The organism is Lysobacter enzymogenes (assembly GCF_023617245.1).
In the GTDB taxonomy this organism is placed as follows: Bacteria; Pseudomonadota; Gammaproteobacteria; order Xanthomonadales; family Xanthomonadaceae; genus Lysobacter; species Lysobacter yananisis.
Window position 1 is genome coordinate 2154235 of the sequence record NZ_CP067396.1, and the last position, 18380, is coordinate 2172614.

17 protein-coding genes are annotated in these 18380 nt (G+C 71.0%); 7 read left to right on the top strand and 10 right to left on the bottom strand.

What is annotated here, in order from left to right:
• The gene (locus tag JHW41_RS09035; protein ID WP_250449683.1) at positions 1–1191 is read right to left on the bottom strand and encodes a polysaccharide deacetylase family protein; all 1191 of its coding nucleotides are present in this window, start codon (positions 1189–1191) and stop codon (positions 1–3) included.
• A 92-nt stretch (positions 1192–1283) separates the two neighbouring features.
• Complete coding sequence (locus tag JHW41_RS09040; RefSeq protein WP_250449684.1) at positions 1284–2609, bottom strand: YfaP family protein; 1326 nt, start codon at positions 2607–2609, stop codon at positions 1284–1286.
• A gap of 295 nt (positions 2610–2904) precedes the next feature.
• Between JHW41_RS09040 and JHW41_RS09045 the strand changes: the two genes are divergently transcribed.
• Positions 2905–4734 (top strand): monovalent cation:proton antiporter-2 (CPA2) family protein, encoded by a 1830-nt coding sequence (locus tag JHW41_RS09045; RefSeq protein WP_057948228.1) that lies wholly within the window; start codon positions 2905–2907, stop codon positions 4732–4734.
• Between the two features lie 25 nt (positions 4735–4759).
• Positions 4760–5278: a hypothetical protein gene (locus JHW41_RS09050; RefSeq protein ID WP_250449685.1), complete on the top strand. Its 519-nt coding sequence runs from the start codon at positions 4760–4762 to the stop codon at positions 5276–5278.
• A 24-nt stretch (positions 5279–5302) separates the two neighbouring features.
• Here JHW41_RS09050 and JHW41_RS09055 read toward each other — a convergent pair whose 3' ends face one another.
• From JHW41_RS09055 to JHW41_RS09065, 3 genes are all read right to left on the bottom strand, one after another.
• Positions 5303–6265, bottom strand: coding sequence for a TolB family protein (locus tag JHW41_RS09055; RefSeq protein ID WP_250449686.1), 963 nt, complete (start codon positions 6263–6265; stop codon positions 5303–5305).
• Positions 6266–6322: 57 nt separating this feature from the next.
• Positions 6323–6940, bottom strand: a complete 618-nt coding sequence (locus JHW41_RS09060) for a CGNR zinc finger domain-containing protein (RefSeq protein ID WP_250449687.1) — start codon at positions 6938–6940, stop codon at positions 6323–6325.
• Between the two features lie 254 nt (positions 6941–7194).
• Positions 7195–8580, bottom strand: coding sequence for a trypsin-like serine peptidase (locus tag JHW41_RS09065; protein WP_250449688.1), 1386 nt, complete (start codon positions 8578–8580; stop codon positions 7195–7197).
• A gap of 729 nt (positions 8581–9309) precedes the next feature.
• Here JHW41_RS09065 and rnr point away from each other — a divergent pair.
• From rnr to JHW41_RS09085, 5 genes are all read left to right on the top strand, one after another.
• Positions 9310–11817, top strand: a complete 2508-nt coding sequence (rnr, locus tag JHW41_RS09070; protein WP_250449689.1) for a ribonuclease R — start codon at positions 9310–9312, stop codon at positions 11815–11817.
• Positions 11818–12019: 202 nt separating this feature from the next.
• A complete protein-coding gene (gene rlmB, locus JHW41_RS09075; protein ID WP_250449690.1) occupies positions 12020–12775 on the top strand; it encodes a 23S rRNA (guanosine(2251)-2'-O)-methyltransferase RlmB in 756 nt (251 codons plus the stop codon).
• A 13-nt stretch (positions 12776–12788) separates the two neighbouring features.
• Positions 12789–12968, top strand: a complete 180-nt coding sequence (locus JHW41_RS26710; protein ID WP_428995526.1) for a hypothetical protein — start codon at positions 12789–12791, stop codon at positions 12966–12968.
• A 150-nt stretch (positions 12969–13118) separates the two neighbouring features.
• The gene (gene sugE / locus JHW41_RS09080) at positions 13119–13430 is read left to right on the top strand and encodes a quaternary ammonium compound efflux SMR transporter SugE (protein WP_057948212.1); all 312 of its coding nucleotides are present in this window, start codon (positions 13119–13121) and stop codon (positions 13428–13430) included.
• A 153-nt stretch (positions 13431–13583) separates the two neighbouring features.
• Complete coding sequence (locus JHW41_RS09085) at positions 13584–14030, top strand: acetyltransferase (RefSeq protein WP_250449691.1); 447 nt, start codon at positions 13584–13586, stop codon at positions 14028–14030.
• An 87-nt stretch (positions 14031–14117) separates the two neighbouring features.
• On the opposite strand, the gene JHW41_RS09090 is transcribed toward JHW41_RS09085, so the two are convergent.
• The 5 genes from JHW41_RS09090 to JHW41_RS09110 form a co-directional block, all read right to left on the bottom strand.
• The gene (locus JHW41_RS09090) at positions 14118–14729 is read right to left on the bottom strand and encodes a glycoside hydrolase family 19 protein (RefSeq protein ID WP_057948210.1); all 612 of its coding nucleotides are present in this window, start codon (positions 14727–14729) and stop codon (positions 14118–14120) included.
• 151 nt (positions 14730–14880) lie between these two features.
• Positions 14881–15861, bottom strand: coding sequence for a hypothetical protein (locus tag JHW41_RS09095; RefSeq protein WP_250449692.1), 981 nt, complete (start codon positions 15859–15861; stop codon positions 14881–14883).
• A gap of 19 nt (positions 15862–15880) precedes the next feature.
• A complete protein-coding gene (gene rnt, locus JHW41_RS09100) occupies positions 15881–16531 on the bottom strand; it encodes a ribonuclease T (RefSeq protein ID WP_250449693.1) in 651 nt (216 codons plus the stop codon).
• Positions 16532–16716: 185 nt separating this feature from the next.
• Positions 16717–17484, bottom strand: coding sequence for an HvfC family RiPP maturation protein (locus tag JHW41_RS09105; RefSeq protein WP_250449694.1), 768 nt, complete (start codon positions 17482–17484; stop codon positions 16717–16719).
• A 4-nt stretch (positions 17485–17488) separates the two neighbouring features.
• Positions 17489–18379 (bottom strand): HvfB family MNIO-type RiPP peptide maturase, encoded by an 891-nt coding sequence (locus tag JHW41_RS09110; RefSeq protein ID WP_250449695.1) that lies wholly within the window; start codon positions 18377–18379, stop codon positions 17489–17491.
• Position 18380: the final 1 nt, after the last annotated feature.

Consider the following 18380-nt stretch of genomic DNA (forward strand, 5'->3'; position numbering starts at 1 on the left):
TCAGGGAGCGGGGTAGGTCTTGCAATCGACCCACTGCACGCCGGCGCCGCGGGTCTGGCGCAGCAGCCACGGCAGGGCGACGCGGGCCTTGTCGTGGATGTCGTGGAACAGGATCGTGCCGTGCCGCCACAACAGCATCAGGCTCAGCAAGCGGCCCTGCACCTCGCCGGCGCCGACCTTGGGGTTCCAGTCCTGCGAATCGATGGTCCACAGCGCCACCCGCAGGCCTTGCGTGCGGAAGAACTCGCCGCTGTCGGCGCGGCGTTGGCCGTACGGCGGGCGGAACAGCGGCCGGTACAGCGCGCCGGCGTGCTCGCGCGCCAGCGCGCTGCTGCGGATCACCGAGTCCTGCCACTGCGGCCAGCGCGAATGCGACTGGTGCTCCCAGCCGTGCGAGGCCACGCACATGCCGGCATAGGTCTTGGCCGCAGCTTCGGATTTGAGCCGCGGCTGCAGCCGCTCGCCGAGCACGAAGAAGGTCGCGTTGAGTTTGTGCTCGCGCAAGGTGCGCAGCAGCGTGTCGGTGTTGCCGCCGGGCGCGGTCGGGCCGTCGTCGAAGGTCAGCAGGAACTGGCGGTCGGGCAGTTCGCTGCCGTCGATCTCCTGCGCCGAGTAGGTGTCGATCTCGCTGCTGGTGCGCGGGAACAGCGCCGCCAGGCGCAGCTGTTCGTCGAGGTAGATGCGGTGGAAGCGCGCGGCGTCGGCGCGCCAGGCGGCGAACTCGGGTTGCGGCGCGGCGCCGAAGTCCGCCGCCAGCGCGCGCAGCGCGGCGGCATCGCCGGCCGGCGCGCAGAACGGCTCGCGCGGCGCGCAGGCGCGCGCGGCGAGGCGGTAGTTGTCGCTCAGGCGCCGCCACCAACGGGCGCGGATCTTGTCGACGCTGGCGCGATCGACCTGCTTGAGCCGCAGGCGCTGCGCCAGCGCGGCGTCGTCGAGCGGCTCCGACAGCGCCAGCTCATGGGCGAAGGCGAGGATCTCGGCGCGCGAGGCGCGGTCGAACGCGGCCGGCGAATCGATCGGCCGCGGCCAGGCGGCGCGGTCGGCGGCGGCGACCTCGGCCGGACCGGCGGCGTGGGCCGGGGCCAGCGCCAGCAGCGCGCACAGCGCGGCGAACGCCGGTGCGCGCAGCGCCGCGGCGCGCAGGCGTCGGGCCGGCGACGCGGAATGGCTGTGGTCTTGAATGGTGTCCATGTTCGTCGGTCCTCGGCCGGTCTGTCGCTGGCCTGCGTGTACATGAGCGATCGCGAGGGGTGTGCGGGGTTCGCGGCCGTCGAGTGGCCGGCTCAGTAGCCGCTGACCCGCTGCAGCGCCTCGTCGTAGCTCTTGTCGGGTTTCTCGCGCTTGGCCGCGAGGTAGTTCGACATCGCCCGCTCGTACTGGCCGTCGAGTTCGTAGAGCTTGCCGATGTTGTAGTACGCGCCGGCGCGGATGGTCGCCGCGCCGGGGCCCTTGGCCAGGGCGATGGCGCGGCGCGAGGTCCAGATCGCCTCGGCGGCGCGGCCCTTGCGCACATAGGCCAGGCCGAGGTTGCTGAAGGCCAGGGCGTAGCCGGGATCGAGTTCGATCGCCTGCTGGTAGGCGGCGATGGCGGCGGCGAGGTCGCCGCCGCGATAGGCGGCTTCGCCGCGCTGGTTGGCGGCGACCGCGTCCTCGCCTTCGACCGCTGCGGCGGCGGCCGCCTGGCCCGGCGCGCGCGCCAGTTCGGCGCCGAGCGCATCGGCGCTGGCGCGGCTGGCGGCGATGCGGTCGATCTCTTCGAACCGACCCTCGCCGTCGATGCGGAATACCGTCCACACGTTGCCGGGTTGCGCCGGCACCGCGTAGGTGCGCACCAGCGATTGGCCGACGTAGACGTAGACCCGCGCGCCGCTGCGCGCCAGCGCGTCGGCTTCGGGTCGCTGCCGATGGCCGAAGTCGTGCACGGCATAGGTGTAGGCCTCGCCGGGACGACGGCGGGCGATGGTGACGGTCTCCGGACGGCGACGGTCGGCCGCGTCCAGGTCCAGGCGCGCCTCCAGGCCGCGCGGGCGCTGGAAGTAGACGTGGTTGCCGGGGAAGCTCAGGTGCGCGTCGAGGTCCACGCCGGGCGCGTCCCAGCCCAGCACCACGCGCAGGCCGTCGAGGCTGGCCAGGGCCGGGCTCAAGGCATAGCGCCGGCCGTCGCAGGGGCATTGCGCCAGCAGTTCGGCATAGCCGGGCTTGCGGATGCTCAGGCGCGCGGCCGGATCGCGCAGCGCGGCCTGATCGAGCGCGGCGCGGCCTTGCGCGTCGCTGGCGGCGGCCAGGGTGGGTTGGCCGTCGCGGCGCAGTTCGACGTTGGCCGCTTCGATGCGGCGGTCGGCGCGGGTGGCGTCGAGCACGCTGATCGCGTTGTCGGGGAGCGCGCGGTCGGAGCCGGTGGCGTGGGGAATCGGGCCATTGGAGTCGGCGCCATTGGAGCCGGCGCCGTTGAAGGTGGCGCCGTTCGAACCGGCGCCGTCGACGCCCGCGGCGCCGGCGCAGGCGGCCCAGGCCAGGCAGACGACTGCGGCCGCGAGCCGCCACGCGCGTCGCAGCGGCGCGGAGCGCGGCAAGCCGTAAGAGGCGGAGAGAGCGGCAGATGCTGGCATCGCCGCGATGATACGTGTTGGTGAGTGCCTGGTGCTGGTGAGCTGCTCGGCGCCGGCGAGACGCAGGGCGCTGGCGATAAGCGCGGCGCTCGCGGCGCACGCGCCGGCAACGGACGCGGTATCAGCGCCCGCCACGCACGCCGGGCGCGGATGCAAGCGTCGCCACGGGCAATGCAGCGTGCGGCGCGCGTGCGCATCGGCGGGTGCCCGTGCCTGCTAGGCTGTGGCCCCAACCCGCGCGGTTGGTCCTGTGAACGTGAACGGCGCGCCGGCGGCGCGGCAAGAGGAGAGTGCGATGGCGGCCGAAGCGGCGGGCGGGAGCGAACTGGTCAAGGTGGTGGTGCTGTTGGCGGCGGGCGTGGTCGCGGTGCCGATCTTCAAGCGCATCGGCCTGGGCTCGGTGCTCGGATACCTGGCCGCGGGCCTGGCGATCGGCCCGTTCGGGCTGGGCTTCTTCGCCGACCCGCAGGCGATCCTGCACGTGGCCGAGCTCGGCGTGGTGATGTTCTTGTTCATCATCGGCCTGGAGATGCGGCCTTCGCACCTGTGGAGCCTGCGTCGCGAGATCTTCGGCCTCGGCACCGCGCAGATCGCGCTGTGCTCGGCGGCGATGACCGGCGTCGGCCTGCTGTTCGGCTTCCCGCCGGTGGTGGCCTTCATCGGCGCGATGGGCTTCGTGCTGACCTCCACCGCCATCGTCATGCAGATCCTCGGCGAGCGCGGCGACCTGGCGCTGCCGCGCGGCCAGCGCATCGTCTCGATCCTGCTGTTCGAGGACCTGCTGATCGTGCCGCTGCTGGCGCTGGTGGCGCTGATGGCGCCGCCGGAACCTGGCGCCGCCGCGGCCGCCGCGCATTCGCGCTGGGCCGATGTCGGCATCGCCATGGCCTCGCTGGCGGCGCTGCTCGCCGCCGGCATCTGGCTGCTCAATCCGATGTTCCGCGTGCTCGCCGCGGCCAAGGCGCGCGAGGTGATGACCGCGGCCGCGCTGTTGGTGGTGCTGGGCGCGGCGCTGCTGATGCAGGTCGGCGGCCTGTCGATGGCGATGGGCGCGTTCCTGGCCGGCGTGCTGCTGTCGGAATCCAGCTTCCGCCACCAACTGGAGGCCGACGTCGAACCGTTCCGCGGCATCCTGCTCGGCCTGTTCTTCCTCAGCGTGGGCATGTCGCTGAACCTGACCGTGGTGGCCGCCAACTGGCCGCTGATCGTCGGCGGCGTGTTCGCGCTGATGCTGGTCAAGGCGCTGTGCATCTACATCGTCGCGCGCCTGCTCAAGTCCTGCCACACCGAGGCGCTGGACCGAGCGGTGTTGATGGCGCAAGGCGGCGAGTTCGCCTTCGTGCTGTTCTCCGCGGCGGTCAACGCGCGCCTGATCCAGGCCGAGATCGGCGCCAACCTCACCGCGATCGTGGTGCTGTCGATGGTGCTCACGCCGGTGGCGATCATCGTGCTGCGCCGGCTCTCGCCCAAGACCGCGCTGTCGCTGGAGGGCGTGGACGAGCCCAACGGCCTCAGCGGCAGCGTGCTGCTGATCGGCTTCGGCCGCTTCGGCCAGGTGGTGTCGCAATCGCTGCTGGCGCGCGGGGTCGAGGTGGCGATCATCGACACCGACGTGGAGATGATCGAGAGCGCGCGCAGCTTCGGCTTCAAGGTCTACTACGGCGACGGCACCCGCCTGGACGTGCTGCACGCCTCCGGTGCGGCGACCGCGCAGCTGATCGCGATCTGCATCGACGACCGCGCCGCGGCGACCAGCACGGCGCAGCTGATCCGCCACGAGTTCCCGCAGGCGCGGGTGCTGGCGCGCAGCTTCGACCGCGAGCACGCGCTGGAGCTGGTGCATGCCGGGGTCGACCTGCAGGTGCGCGAGACCTTCGAATCGGCGATGCGCTTCGGCGAAGCGGCGCTGATCGAACTGGGCGTGTCGGCCGACGACGCGGCCGAGGTGGTGGCCGACATCCGCCGCCGCGACGCCGAGCGCTTCGAGCTGGAGCTGGTCGACGGCGTGCGCGCGGGCGTGTCGCTGCTGTACGGCAACATGCAGCAGACGCCGCTGATCGCGCCCAAGCCGCGCCAGCACGATCCCGCCGAGGCGGAAGAGCACGTGCCCGGCATTTCGGCTTGAGGCGGCGGGCGGCGAGGACGCGGCGATGAGCGTCACCGTGTGGGGGCTGCTGTGTCCGCTGCTGTTCGTCGCCGGCCTGGTCGCGCTGGCGCGGACGATCGGCTCGCTGTTGCGGTTGCTCGACCGCGCGCTGGTCGCGCGCGTGCCGGCGCGCAGCGGCGAGCGCCTGAGCGTGCCGGCCGGCCGTTACGACCTGTGCATCGAGGGGCGCACCCTGAGTCCCGATTTCCTCGGCGTGCACTACGCATTGCACGAGGCCGCCGGCGGCGAGCCGATCGCGGTCCATCGCAAGTACCTCAGCCGCACCAAGGTCAGCGGCTTGAGTTCGACCCGGATCAGCACCGGCTGGTTCGAACTCGCGCGCGACAGCGAACTGAGCCTGAGCGTGGACGGCATGTCGCCGCAAGCGCAGCAGCGCGCGTGGATCGTGGTCCAGCGGCCGGTCGGCGCGGGCATCGCGTTGCGGGTCGTGCTGTTGGTGCTGGCCGGCTTCGCCGCCATCGGCGGATTGGTCGGCAGCGTTCACGCCTGGCTGCTGCCCTGAGGCGCGATCCGGCTCGTTCCGGGCTCAGTCCGCGCCGGCACAATGCGGCGGCCAGCGCGGGTCGGGATCGGGCTTGAGGTCGATCAGGAAGAACTCGCCGGAGCGCTCGCCGTCGGCCTGGGCGAACAGCAGGCGGTCGCCGCGCGGCGACAGCAGCGGGCCGACCTGAAACGCATCGGCGCGTGCGGCGATCCTGCCGCGCGCGCGCCAGCGGCCGTTTTCCAGGCGATAGCGGTACAGGTGCGAACGGTCGCCGCGGTCGGTCACGGCGATGAGTTCGCGTCCGTCGCGCGAGATTTCGGCTTCGTACTCGTTGGCCGCGCTGCTGACCGGCGCACCGATGTTGCGCACGCGCCAGCCGCCGCCGGGCCGCGGCGCGGCGAGGTAGAGATCGCCCTGGCCGAGTCCGCCGGCGCGCGCCGAGCCGAACAGCAGCCGGCCGTCGGCCAGCGCGCGCGGCAGCAGCTCGGACGCCGGCGAGTTCACCGGCGTCGGCAGCCGCACCGGCGCGCTCCAGCAGTCGTCGGTTTTGCAGTCGCCGGTTTCGCGCTCGACGTAGTAGATGTCGAGGTCTTCGCCCTTGGGGTCGTGGCGCGCCGATACGAAGTACACGCGCTTGCCGTCGGCGCTCACGAACGGATCGGCGTCGAGCCCCGGCCGCGCCGCGGCGAAGGCGGGCGGCGCCGGCGGCGACCAGCCGGCGTCGGTGCAGCGCGAATGCAGGATGCGCCATTGGGCGAAGTCGCGGTCGCTGCGCATGAAATAGAGCTCGCGGCCGTCGGGCGAGAAGGTCGGCGAGGATTCGTACTGGTCGCTGGCGATGCCGGCTGGCGCCCAGCGTTGCGGCATCGCTGCCGGCGAACGCGGATAGGCCAGTGCGCAGACGCTGGCGCAGGCCGCGGCGAGGATCGCCATCGGCAGCCAGCGCGCGGGAGAGTCGGACGCAGCGGCGGGGCGCAGGCTGCGGGGCGGGCGGAAACGGCGCATCGGCGCTCCGGCACGGTGGACGGTTGGATCGGACGGGCCGCGCATCGCGGCGCGGGTTCATTCCTTGTGGCGTTGATTGAAGCGCCGCGCCTTGGCCGCGTTGCCGCACGTGGCCATGTCGCACCAGCGCCGGCGCCCGCTCTTGGAGCTGTCCACGAACACCCAACCGCAGTCGCGGCCGTCGCATACGCGCAGTCGTTCCAGGCGCGCGTCCTTGAGCAGTTCGATGGCATGGGCGGTGGCGATGTGGGCGATCAGGTCGAGCCCGGAGCGCTGCGCCGACCATTGCGTCCGCAGGCGCCCGCCGCGCGAGACCAGGCGCGCGGCGCGCGAGGCGGACAAGCGCGCTTGGTCGAGGATTTCGAGCTCGGCGGCGGCAGGTTCGCCGCCGCCGGCCAGCGCATACAGCGCGGCGCACAAGGCCTCGCGCAGTTGCTTGCAGCGGGCCAGCGCGGCCGCCGACTTCGCCGCCGGTGCGGCGGCCAGGCGCTCCAGCGCCTGCAGTTCGGCGGCCGGTACCAGCGCGGCCTTGCGCGCCCAGCGCAGCAGTGCGGGGTAATCGTCGAGCCAGTCGCGCGGCAGAGTGTCGCGTGCGGTGACGGTATTGACCAGGTCCAGGGCGGGATCGCCGCCGACCAGGTCCATGTCGCGGAATTGATGGTGTTCGAGCCGCATCGAAAACCCCTTAAATACGTTTTGCAGGTTATGGCAGTCCGCCATAACCTGCAATCGCGAGATAAAGGGTTTGCGACGAACGGTCCGGACGCCCCTGCAGGCGCGGCACAAGCCGCGGCCGCGCCGTTCCGGGTTCGCGTCGCAGCCGCGGTGCCGCGGTCGCGGCTTGCATCCGCCCCATAAAAAAAATCCGCCCCATAAAAAAACCGGCCGTCGCGCGAGGCGACGGCCGGCGTTGCGTTGCGATGCGACGCTTACGGATTGAAGTACGACGACACGCTCGAATAGATGTCGGCGAAGCGCGAGTAGTAATCCGGATCGCGCGGCGCGCTGCAGTACGAGGTGCCGCCGTACAGGCCGCCGCGCAGCTGGTAGCCGCCGCTGCTGGTGACGGTGAACAGGCCCGAGCCCGAGGAGCCGCCCTCGGTCACGCCGGTGCTCCAGACCACGCGGTACAGCGGCGACTTGCCGTCGATCGAGGTCGACAGGCCGTTCACCGAGCCCAGCGAGTACTTCTTCACGTCGCCGGCCGGATGGTGGATGCCTTCGATGGCGGTGCCGGTGGCGGCGATCGCCGCGCTCGACCAGCCGGCGTAGACGGCGCCCGACGGCGGCGCGGTCTTGAGTTCCAGCAGCGCGGTGTCGCGGGTGGTGTTGGCGTGGCGCAGGTAGGCGCCGCCGCTGAGCGTGGTGTAGGCCGGGTTGACCGTGCTGCCGCCGCAGGTGGTGACGTCGTAGAACCAGTAGGTCTGCAGGGTGTTGGCGACGGTCTGGGTGCTGATGCAGTGCGCCGCGGTCCAGAACAGGCGCTTCTTCGGCGAGTGGTTGTTGTTGAGCAGGGTGCCGGTGCACAGGTAGGTGCCGCCGGAGGTGGTGAAGGTCATGCGCGCCACCGACTTGGCGGTCGAGACGAAGCCCGACGGCGGGCTGACGCGACAGACGATGTCCTTCTCGCAGTAGTCGCTCTCGCCGACCTTGGCGACCTTCTCCTGGATCTGCCGGTCGCTGGCGACCGGGCTGATGTCCAGGTGCGAAAGCTGCGGCAGGTTGAGCTTGAGCGCCTTGGCGTTCACGCCCTTGGGCAGCACCAGTTCGACGGTCAGCGTGTCGCCTGCCACCACCGGCGACCAGCCCAGTTCGTTGCCGGCGAAATCGGCGCCGCTTTGGGCGAACACGCGGCCGTCGTTGCCGGCGAAGTGCAGCGTCGCCGACTTCGCGCCGGCGCCGCGCAGCGACAGGCCCGCGCGCAACGCCACCGCGCCGGCCGAGGACACTTCGAAGCGCGCGGCGCGGCCGCCGTCGGCCAGCGGCTGCCAGGCCAGGGTGTTCAGATCGACCGCGCTGCGCGCGATGTCGCGGGCGAAGCCGATCTCCAGCGGCTGGCCGTGCTTGTCCTGCTCGAAGCGGCGGCTCTTGAGCGCCGACACGTCCAGGCTGGTGGGCTGGCCGAGGCTGACCACGCGCGGTACGCTGGCCTTGGCGCTGGCGGCGAATTCGGCAGCGCCCATGGCGCCGGCCGAGGGCGTACCGGTGACCGGCGCCGAATCCATCTCGGCGACCGGGGACTTGGCCGAAGCCAGGGTGCAGAAACCAGACAGCCCGGCGACGAGCGCCAGGCAAAGCGCGTTCTTGCGGATCATCGTGCGTTTCCTTGTCGGAATGGCGAATAGGGAAGGGCGGCGGACTCGCGCCGCGGCGCTCGCTGAGGACGCGGGCGCGGTCCAACCTTGTCGGCATCCGCATGCGTTTTTTGTGCGCTCAGGCGGGCTTCTCGGAAGCCATGGAAGTGCAAGCGGTTACTGGCGAAACCATCGCGGGCAAGCGTGGTTGCGATCACAAATGCGTGGATCGGCGAGTGCCGGGATTCGGTGTGAGCGTGGTCCGGTATGCACGCCGGATTTGCGCGAGCGACGCGGAGTGTCGAGGGTGAAATGCGAAGTCGCGCCGGGTCGAATCGCGTCGTTGCGATTCGCGTGCGAGCTGATGCAAGGCCGGTCCGCGCGATTGAGCTATCGCCTGTCGGCGCGACGAATGATGGCGCGATGAAGCGACGAAAACGACGCGGCGCAACCGCGGCCGGCATGCGCGCGAGCGCACGGCGCGAGCTCGCGACGCTAGTGCATGAGGCGAGTGCGTGAGCGAACGAGCGCATCGGCCAGCGAACGCGCCCCTTCGATTCCGCCATTCCCGCGAACGCGGGAATCCAGGGCGTCATCCAGGCGCGGCGCCCAAGTCCGCGGATCGTGCTCCTTCGCGCAGTGCGGCGATCGGCTTGCGCCGCCTTACCGTCCGTCGCCCGCCGCCGCCGTTCGCATGCCCTGCACGCCGCCCCGACGCCGCTTTCATGGCGATGTGAGACCATACCGGCCATGACCAAGAAGACCAAGAACAAGACCGGAAAGACCGGCAATACCACCACCTCCTCCAGCGCGGCCCCGGGTGCCAAGAAGAGCGCCCGCAAGCCCGCCGCGCCGCGCCCGGCCTGGTTGCCGGACAACCTCCAGCACGGCCCGGGCAAGGGCCCGCGCGGCAAGGCCCGCCCGGTCAAGGGCGAGGGTTCCGGCGCCGCGCCCGCCCGCACCCCGGGCGCCCCGGGCAAGCGCCCGGCGGCCGCGCCGCTGCCCAGCGCGAACTACGGCGCGCACCAGGATCCGCACGCCGAGCGCGAGGCCGCGCGCTACGCCCAGCCCATCGCCAGCCGCGAGCTGATCCTGCAGACCCTCAGCGGCGCGGACGGCCCGATGCGCGCCGAGGAACTGGCCCAGCGCCTGGAACTGACCGAGCCCGAGCGCGCCGACGCGCTCGGCAAGCGACTGGCGGCGATGATCCGCGACGGGCAGTTGTTGCTGAATCGCAAGGGCGAATTCGCCCCGGCCGCGCAAATGGACCTGATCCCGGGCGTGGTGATCGCCAACCCCGACGGCTTCGGCTTCCTGCGCCCGGAATCCGGCGGCGGCGACGACCTGTTCCTGCCGCCGTTCGAAATGCGCAAGGCCATGCACGGCGACCGCGTGCTCGCCAGCGTCACCGGCGTCGACCGCCGCGGCCGCCGCGAAGGCGCGATCGTGGAAGTGCTCGAACGCCGGCTCAACCGCCTGATCGGCCGCTTCACCCTCGAGCAGGGCATCAGCTACGTGGTGCCCGACGACCGCCGCATCCAGCGCAACGTGCAGATTCCGCCGGACGCGCGCATGGACGCCAAGAACGGCCAGTTGGTGGTCTGCGAGCTGGTGCAGGCGCCCGACCACCACCGTCCGCCGATCGGCCGGGTGCTGGCGGTGCTCGGCGAAAAGCTCACCGCCTCGCTGGCGGTGCAGGCCGCGATCCACGGCCACGAGATTCCCGACGTGTTCCCGCAGGAAGCGCTCGACGAAGCCTCGGCGGTGCCGCTGACCGTGCCCGAGGCCGTCGCCGCGCAGCGCGTCGACCTGCGCGCGATGCCGCTGGTCACCATCGACGGCGAGGACGCCAAGGACTTCGACGACGCGGTCTATTGCGAGAGCAACCGCAAAGGCTTCCGCCTGGTCGTCGCCATCGCCGACGTCTCGCATTACGTCCGCCCAGGCACGCCGCTGGACGACGAAGCGCAGAAGCGCGCGACCTCGGTCTACTTCCCCGGCTTCGTCGTGCCGATGCTGCCGGAGACGCTGTCCAACGGCATTTGTTCGTTGAATCCGAAGGTCGACCGGCTGTGCTTCGTCTGCGACATGCAGATCGACCACAGCGGCGAGGTGACCTCGTCGAAGTTCTACGAAGCGGTGATGAATTCGCATGCGCGCCTGACCTACACCACCGTGTGGAACGCGGTCGGCGACGTGCCCGAGGAGGCCAAGGCCGAAGCGCAGGCGCAGATCGGTTCGCTGCTGCCTAACATCCAGCGCCTGCACCAACTGTTCCACGTGCTGGTCAAGGCGCGCCAGCAGCGCGGCGCGATCGAGTTCGAATCCAGCGAAGTGCGCTTCGTCATCGGCAAGGACGGCGAGGTGGTGCAGGCCGGGATGCTCCAGCGCAACGACGCGCACAAGCTGATCGAGGAATGCATGATCGCGGCCAACGTCGAGGCCGCGAAGTACCTGATGAGCATGGAAGTCCCGGCGCCGTACCGCGTGCACGAGCGGCCGCCGGAACAGAAGTACGCCGATCTGCAGGAGTTCCTCAAGGAATTCAAGCTGCGCATGCCGGCCTGGAACCAGGTCGAACCGCGCGACTTCACCCACCTGCTGAAGAAAATCCGCGACCGCCCCGACGCCACGCTGCTGGAATCGGTGCTGCTGCGCAGCCAGAGCCTGGCGGTGTACGCGCCGGAGAACACCGGCCACTTCGGCCTGGCGCTGCACGCCTACGCCCACTTCACCTCGCCGATCCGGCGCTATCCGGACCTGCTGGTGCACCGCGCGATCAAGCACGCGCTCAGCGGCGCCAAGCCGACCGCGTACCTGTACTCGCCGCGGCAGATGGCGGCGCTGGCGCTGCAGTGCTCCGAGCGCGAGCGCCGCGCCGACGAGGCCGAGCGCGAGGTCGACGAACGCTACCGCGCGGCGTGGATGGAGCAGCACGTCGGCGGCGAGTTCGACGGCGTGATCAGCGGCGTGACCAGCTTCGGCCTGTTCATCGAGCTCGACGACTCCAAGGTCAACGGCCTGGTCCACGTGACCCAGTTGCCGCACGACTATTACCACTTCGACCCGATCCGCAAGACGCTCTCGGGCGAACGCACCGGCCGCGAGTACCGGCTCGGCGACCGCGTGCGCATCGTCGTGCTCAAGGCCAGCGTCGAGGACCGCAAGATCGACTTCCGGCTGGTCGACGAGGAGCGCGGCGCCAAGCCGCTGCCGCCGCGCGGGCAGCCGGCGAAGCGGACCAAGCAGAAGTATTGAGCGTAGTTGCGGTAGCCCCCCTGTAGGAGCGGCGCGAGCCGCGACTGCGGGGTCTCCGCCGCGCCGAAACCCACGCCGTAGCCCCGCGTTGCCGCGGTCGCGGCTCGCGCCGCTCCTGCAGGGGGCGGCCGGGGCTGCGGCCCCATGCCGTAGAATTGCCGCCCCCACGCCTCACCGGGCCCCAGGCCCACACGGACCACCCATGAGCCAGAAACAATGGATCGCCGGCATCAACGCCGTCTCCGCCGCGATCGAGCACGACGCGGCCAACGTGCGCGAGGTGCTGATCGAGGCCGGCGCCAAGAACCCGCGCCTGGCCGAGATCGAGACCGCCGCGCGCCGCGCCGACATCGACGTGCGCCGGGTCGCGACCCAGGCGCTCGACGGCGTGGTCGGCGGGCTGCGCCACCAGGGCGTGGTCGCGCGTTATGCCGCGGCCAAGACCTGGAGCGAGAACGAACTGGAAGGCCTGGTCGAGGCCGCCGAGGGCCGCGCCCTGATCCTGATCCTCGACGGCGTGCAGGACCCGCACAACCTCGGCGCCTGCCTGCGCAGCGCGGCCGCGGCCGGGGCGACCGCGGTCATCATTCCCAAGGACAAGTCGGTCCAGGTCAACGCCACCGTGCGCAAGACCTCGGCCGGCGCCGCCGACAGCGTGCCGGTGGTCCCGGTGACCAACCTGGCGCGGACCCTGCGCGACCTGCAGAAGCTGGGCGTGTGGATCTACGGCCTGGCCGGCGAGGCGCAGGCCTCGCTGTATTCGCTGGACCTGCGCGGCAATGTCGCCCTGGCGCTCGGCGGCGAAGCCGACGGCCTGCGCCGGCTGACCCGCGAGACCTGCGACCAGTTGGTCAAGATCCCGATGCCCGGCGGCGATGCGGCCAGCGGGGTGGAGAGCCTGAACGTGTCGGTGGCGGCGGGCGTGACCTTGTTCGAGGCGGTGCGGCAGCGCGGGTGAGCGGGGCGCGGCGATTTGGCCGGAAAGCGTCGGGACTGAAGTCCCTCCCACAACCGCCGCCATCGGACCGCTCGAGGCATTTGGGAGACGCTCGGCTTTTGTGGGAGGGACTTCAGTCCCGGCGCTTTCCGCTTCGGCGCAGCGATTCCCACACTGCCATGACGCCGCAAAGACCTATGTAACCCCCCGCTGACCCCAAGGCTCCGCTCGCGGCCCCGTCCGCGACCGCGCCGATATAATGCGCCGCGACCGACCCGGGACGGCCCGGGTCCGCGCAGTCCGATCCATCCGCAGCGACGCGCGTTACATCCGGGGACGGCCCCATCGATATGGGAGCTGCATCATGCCTTGGGTTCTTCTCGTCTTCGCCGGCCTGTTCGAAATCGGCTGGGCCATCGGCCTCAAATACACCGAGGGTTTCACCCGCCTGTGGCCGTCGGTCGGCACCGTCGCCTCGATGGCGATCAGCGTCGGCCTGCTCGGCCTGGCGATGAAGTCGTTGCCGGTCGGCACCGCCTACGCGATCTGGGTCGGCATCGGCGCGGTCGGCACCGTCATCCTCGGCATGGTGCTGTTCAACGAGCCGGCCACCGCGCTGCGCATCGCCAGCATCGTGCTGATCGTCGCCGGCCTGGTCGGCCTCAAGCTGGCCTGAGGTCCCGGCGCCCGGGCCGCGGCCCGGGCGTTCGCGATTCGCGCTGCGGCGCTGGCGAGGCTGCCGGCGACCGACCATCATCGCCCCGAGCGGCGCCGCGGCAGCGGCGCCGCTTTTGGTTTCCACCGATAGCCCAACGACGGGACCCGCGCCATGCCCATCCGCGAACGCCGCCGCGACGACAATCCCCGACTGCTGGCGCTGTGGGAGCGCTCGGTGCGCGCCACCCACGACTTCCTCGCCGAGGCCGATATCGACGAACTGCGTCCGCAGGTGCGCGACGTCTATCTCGACGCGGTCGAGATCTGGGTGTTCGAAGACGCCGACGGCCTCGCCGGTTTCGTCGGCCTGGCCGATGCGCAGGTCGAGATGCTGTTCCTGGAGCCGCAACGGCGCGGCCAGGGCATCGGCACGCGCCTGCTCGACCACGCGCGCGGCCTGCGCGGCACGCTGACGGTCGACGTCAACGAACACAACCCGCAGGCGCACGGCTTCTACCGCCGCTACGGCTTCGTCGACACCGGGCGCTCGCCGCTGGACGGGCAGGGGCGCCCGTTCCCGCTGATCCACATGGCCTTGCCGCTCGACGCGGCCGGCTGAACGCTGGCGCAGGCGGGCCTTACGTGCAGGCCGCTGCGATCGGCGCTGGGTTGACGTCTGCGGCACCGCCTTGCGCCACCGCGGCGCTCACTCCAGCGCGTTCGCCAGCAACTCGTCGAAGCGCCGCGCGATGTCGGCGATGGTCTGCGCCTTGTCCTGGCCGTTGATGATCCGCCGCGCCTCTTCGTAGTTCGGCAGTTGCCCCGGCTTGAAGTAGTGATCGAGCTTCTTGCCGGTGAACCAGCCTTGCTTCATGCCCTGCATGGCGATGGCGTAGGCGATCTCGGGTCGCTTCGCGTCCTCGGGCTTGCCGACCAGGTCGATGCCGAGGAACTTGCCGGCGCGTTCGTAGTTGGCGCGCCCGGTCAGCTGCACGTAGCCGCGGCCGTGATAGCGGGCGCCGTCGCCGCGCTTGCTGTTGCCCAGCGCCTTGCCGATGCGCGTGTCCGGCCCGTATAGGCGCTCGAAGCGCGCATCGTCGCCGAACTCGTCGATCGGCCGCAGCGTATGCGCGGTTTCCCATTTGAACGTCGCCAGGCAATACGCGATCTGGTGGCGATGCACCGGATCGATGCTGAAACTGGCGTCGCGCTCGATCCGGCCGATCAGAAAACGCACGGCCTGGGCGAGGTCGTCGCGCAGCGGGCCGAAGCGTTTGCGGTAGCCGTCGAGGAATTGCTCGTCGTCGAAAGCGAACATCCTGTTCTCCTGTCCGTGGGCCGGCGCGGGCGTGCGTCTGCGGCCGGCGGCGGCGCGGCATCGCGCCGCGTACACACGGATCAACGCAGCGATACTGCGGCGGCGGCCAGGGCCGCATGTTGCGTCGGCGATACGCGGCCGGGCGGCGCGCTCAGTCCAGGCCGAAGCGTTCGGCCACGCGCAGCGCGGACGTCTCGAACTGCCACAGCGCGGTGCCCGGATCGCGCGATTCGCCGCAGGCCGCGCGCAGCGCGTCGCTCCATTGCGACAATGCGTCCAGGCCGAGCCGCCGCCGCAGCGCCGCGGCCAGCGCGGCGACGTTGGCGGGCGGGAAGAAGGCGTACACCCGCGCTTGCGGATCGAGCCGGGGCGACGGCACGCTGCCGCGCAGCACCCAGCACCAGTCCCAGGCGATGTTCTTCATCGGGTCGTGCGCGGCCGATTCGGGCTGGCTGCCCTCGAACAGCAAGGGCTCGGCGCCATCGAGCCAGACCACGAAGACCGCGCGCCACAGCGGATCGTCGATCGCCAGCAGCGAGCCGATCCAGGCGTCGACCGCATCCGTTTCCAGGTAGCGCAGCGTCAGGCTGCAGATCGCCGAGAGCGCGGCGCCGCTTTCCAGGGTCCAGCCGTAGACATAGTCGCGCAGCGGATCGAGCACGCGGTCGGCGACGATGCGGCCGTCGCGCCAGCGCGATGGCGCCATCAGCGCGCGGCCCAGCGTGTCGAGCAGGTCGCGGCGGAACCCCGCGTCGCGGCCGGGCAGGGCCGGGTCCAGGCAATGCACGCATACCGCGCTGACCAACAGCTCGTGCAGATGCCAAGTCTCGTCGGCGCGTTCCTGCGCGCGCGGCAGCAGGTAATCGAACCACAGGCTCCATTCGTCGAGGTGATCGAACGAGGTCGGGCCGCTGGTCAGTTCGGTCAGCGCGTTTTCGAGTTCGCTCAGCGCCCAGTCGGTCGCGGCGCCGGCCATCAGCCCGGTGTAGTAGTGGCGGTCGCCGCCCATGAACCAGGCTTCGCCCATCGGCTTGCGCGGCCGCGGCGCGCGTTCGCGCAGCCGCCGCAACGCATCCGGATCGGGGCCGAGGCCCGGAACCCACAGATAGGGCGGCGTAGCGGGCTCGTCCATGAGCGCGGGCGGCGCGGCCTCAGCCGCCGCGCGCCGGCCAGGCGTTGACGATCTTGCAGAACAGCTCGGCGGTGCGTTCGGTGTCGTACACGGCCGAATGCGCTTCCTCGCCGTTCCACACGAACCCGGCCGCCTGCACCGCGCGCGCGAGCACGGTCTGGCCGTAGGCCACGCCGGCCAGGGTGACGGTGTCGAACACGCTGAAGGGATGGAACGGGTTGCGCTTGTGGCCGCTGCGCGCGACCGCGGCGTTGAGGAAGTTGAGGTCGAAGTGGGCGTTGTGGCCGACCAGGATCGCGCGCTGGCAGCCGTGGCGCTTGACCGCCTCGCGCACCGGCGCGAACACCGCTTCCAGCGCCTGCCGCTCGGGCTTGGCGTCGCGGAAGGGGTGGTCGATGTCGATGCCGGTGACTTCCAGCGACTTCGGGTCGATCAGGGTGCCGGCGGCCGGCACCACGTGCGAACTGGCGACCTCGCCGGGCACCAGCCGGCCGTCGCCGTCCAGTTCGATCGGCTGCACCGCGATTTCCAGCAGGGCGTGCTTGTTCCAGTCGAATCCGCCGGTTTCCACGTCCACGACCACCGGCAGGTAGCCGCGGAAGCGGGTGGCGAGGGTGGCGGGGACGGGCGCGGCGGGAGCGGCGCTGGAGGCGGGGCCGGGGTCGATCATGGCGGGAAGCCTAACAACCGCAGCGGTTTAATACCACGCGTCGGGCCGAAGCCTGGACGATGGGCGCTGTTTGCGGCTGATCGGCGCGGTTTATGAGTGTGCCGGTCGATCTGGCTTCGGATGGGGCGCTGGCGCGAACTTCTTCGGTTGGTCGCGGCTCGCGCCGCTCCTACAGGGGGCTCGGGTCAGAAGTAGACCACGCCGTTGGCGCGCATCTGCCGCAACAACGCCGCGCCCATCTCGACAAAACCGGCTTCGTCGTCGCTGCCGGCTTCGGCCGCGAGCGCGCGCAGTTGCGCGCGCGCGTCCAACTGCGGCGATTCTTCCAGCCGCTGCAACAAGCGGAACGCGAGCGGGCTGAGCTCGGAGAAGCGCACCTCGCCGTCGGCTTCGCGGCGCAGCAGCAACAAAGTCGGCGCCGGCGGCGGCTGCGCCGGTTGGTAGTCGGGCCCGAGCCGGTGCACCGGCCAGGCGTAGGCCAGCGGCCAGGCCAGCGGCGACAGCCGCGGCGCGCGGTCGAGCAGGTCGGCTCCGTCGTGGCCGGCATCGTCGCGCGGCGCCTGCGCCTCGCTCAGCTGCAGCGCCAGTTCGACCCATTCGTAATGCGCCAATTCCAGCAGGAACGGCGGGTCCAGGCCGTCCGGCTCGTGTTCGTCGAGGTCCTGCAGATAGCGCTGGAACTCGCGCGCGATTTCGGCGAACAGCGGCGTGTGGCAGCGGTGGTCGCGATAGAAGTCGCGCACCAGCCGTTCCCAGCGCTGTTCGCCCAGGATCCGTTCGATCGCCGGGAAGTTGCCCGACAGCAGGCTCGCGATGTTGTTGAACAACAGTTCGCGATAGACCGCCAGGCGGCGGTCCTCGATGCCGGACGGCGCGGGGCTCGCGGCGGGATCGCGCAGGTGCCGGGTCAGTTCGAACTGCTGCGCGCGCAGGCGCGAAGGGGCGTCGCTCATGGGCTCAGGCGCGGGCGCGGCGGGCCGGTTCGCGCGCAGCCGGGACGGCCGATTCGCGCAGGATCCGGCGCACGATGCCCAACTCGTCGACCAGCTCTTGGTAGGGCGGGAAATTGAAGTCGCGTTCCAGCAGGGTCGGGCGCGGCCCGAACATGCGGTAAGCGTCGCCGAGCAGGTCCCAGACCTCGTGCTTGACCGGCGCGCCGTGGGTGTCGACCTTGAGGTCGTCGGCTTCGTCGTAATGGCCGGCGACGTGGATGTAGGCGATGCGCTCGTGCGGCATCGCGGCGATGAACGCGCGCGCGTCGTAGCGGTGGTTGATCGAGTTGACGTAGACGTTGTTGACGTCCAGCAGCAGGTCGCAATCGGCCTCGGCCAGGACCGCGCGGGTGAATTCGATCTCGCTCATTTCCTGGTGCGGCGCGGCGTAGTAGGAGGCGTTCTCCACCGCGATGCGGCGGCCGACGATGTCCTGGGTGCGGCGGATGCGCGCGGCGACGTGGCGCACGGCTTCCTCGGTGAAGGGAATCGGCAGCAGGTCGTAGAGATGGCCGTCGTCGCTGCAATAGCTCAGGTGTTCGCTGTAGCAGGCCACGCCGTGTTCGTCGAGGAAGCGGCGCACGCGGGCGAGGAAGGTCTCGTCGAGCGGCGCGGTGCCGCCGAGCGACAGCGACAGGCCGTGGCACACCAGCGGGTAATGCGCGGACAGCTCGCGCAGCTGCTCGCCGTAGCGGCCGCCGACGCCGATCCAGTTCTCCGGAGCGAGCTCCAGGAAATCGAAGTCGCGCGCGGCGCCGGGCGCATGCGGCGCGGACTGCAGCGGGCCCAACAGGGCCCGCCGCAGGCCGAGGCCGACGGCATCCGGGTTCAGCGGATGCGTGCCGTCCATCGTCATG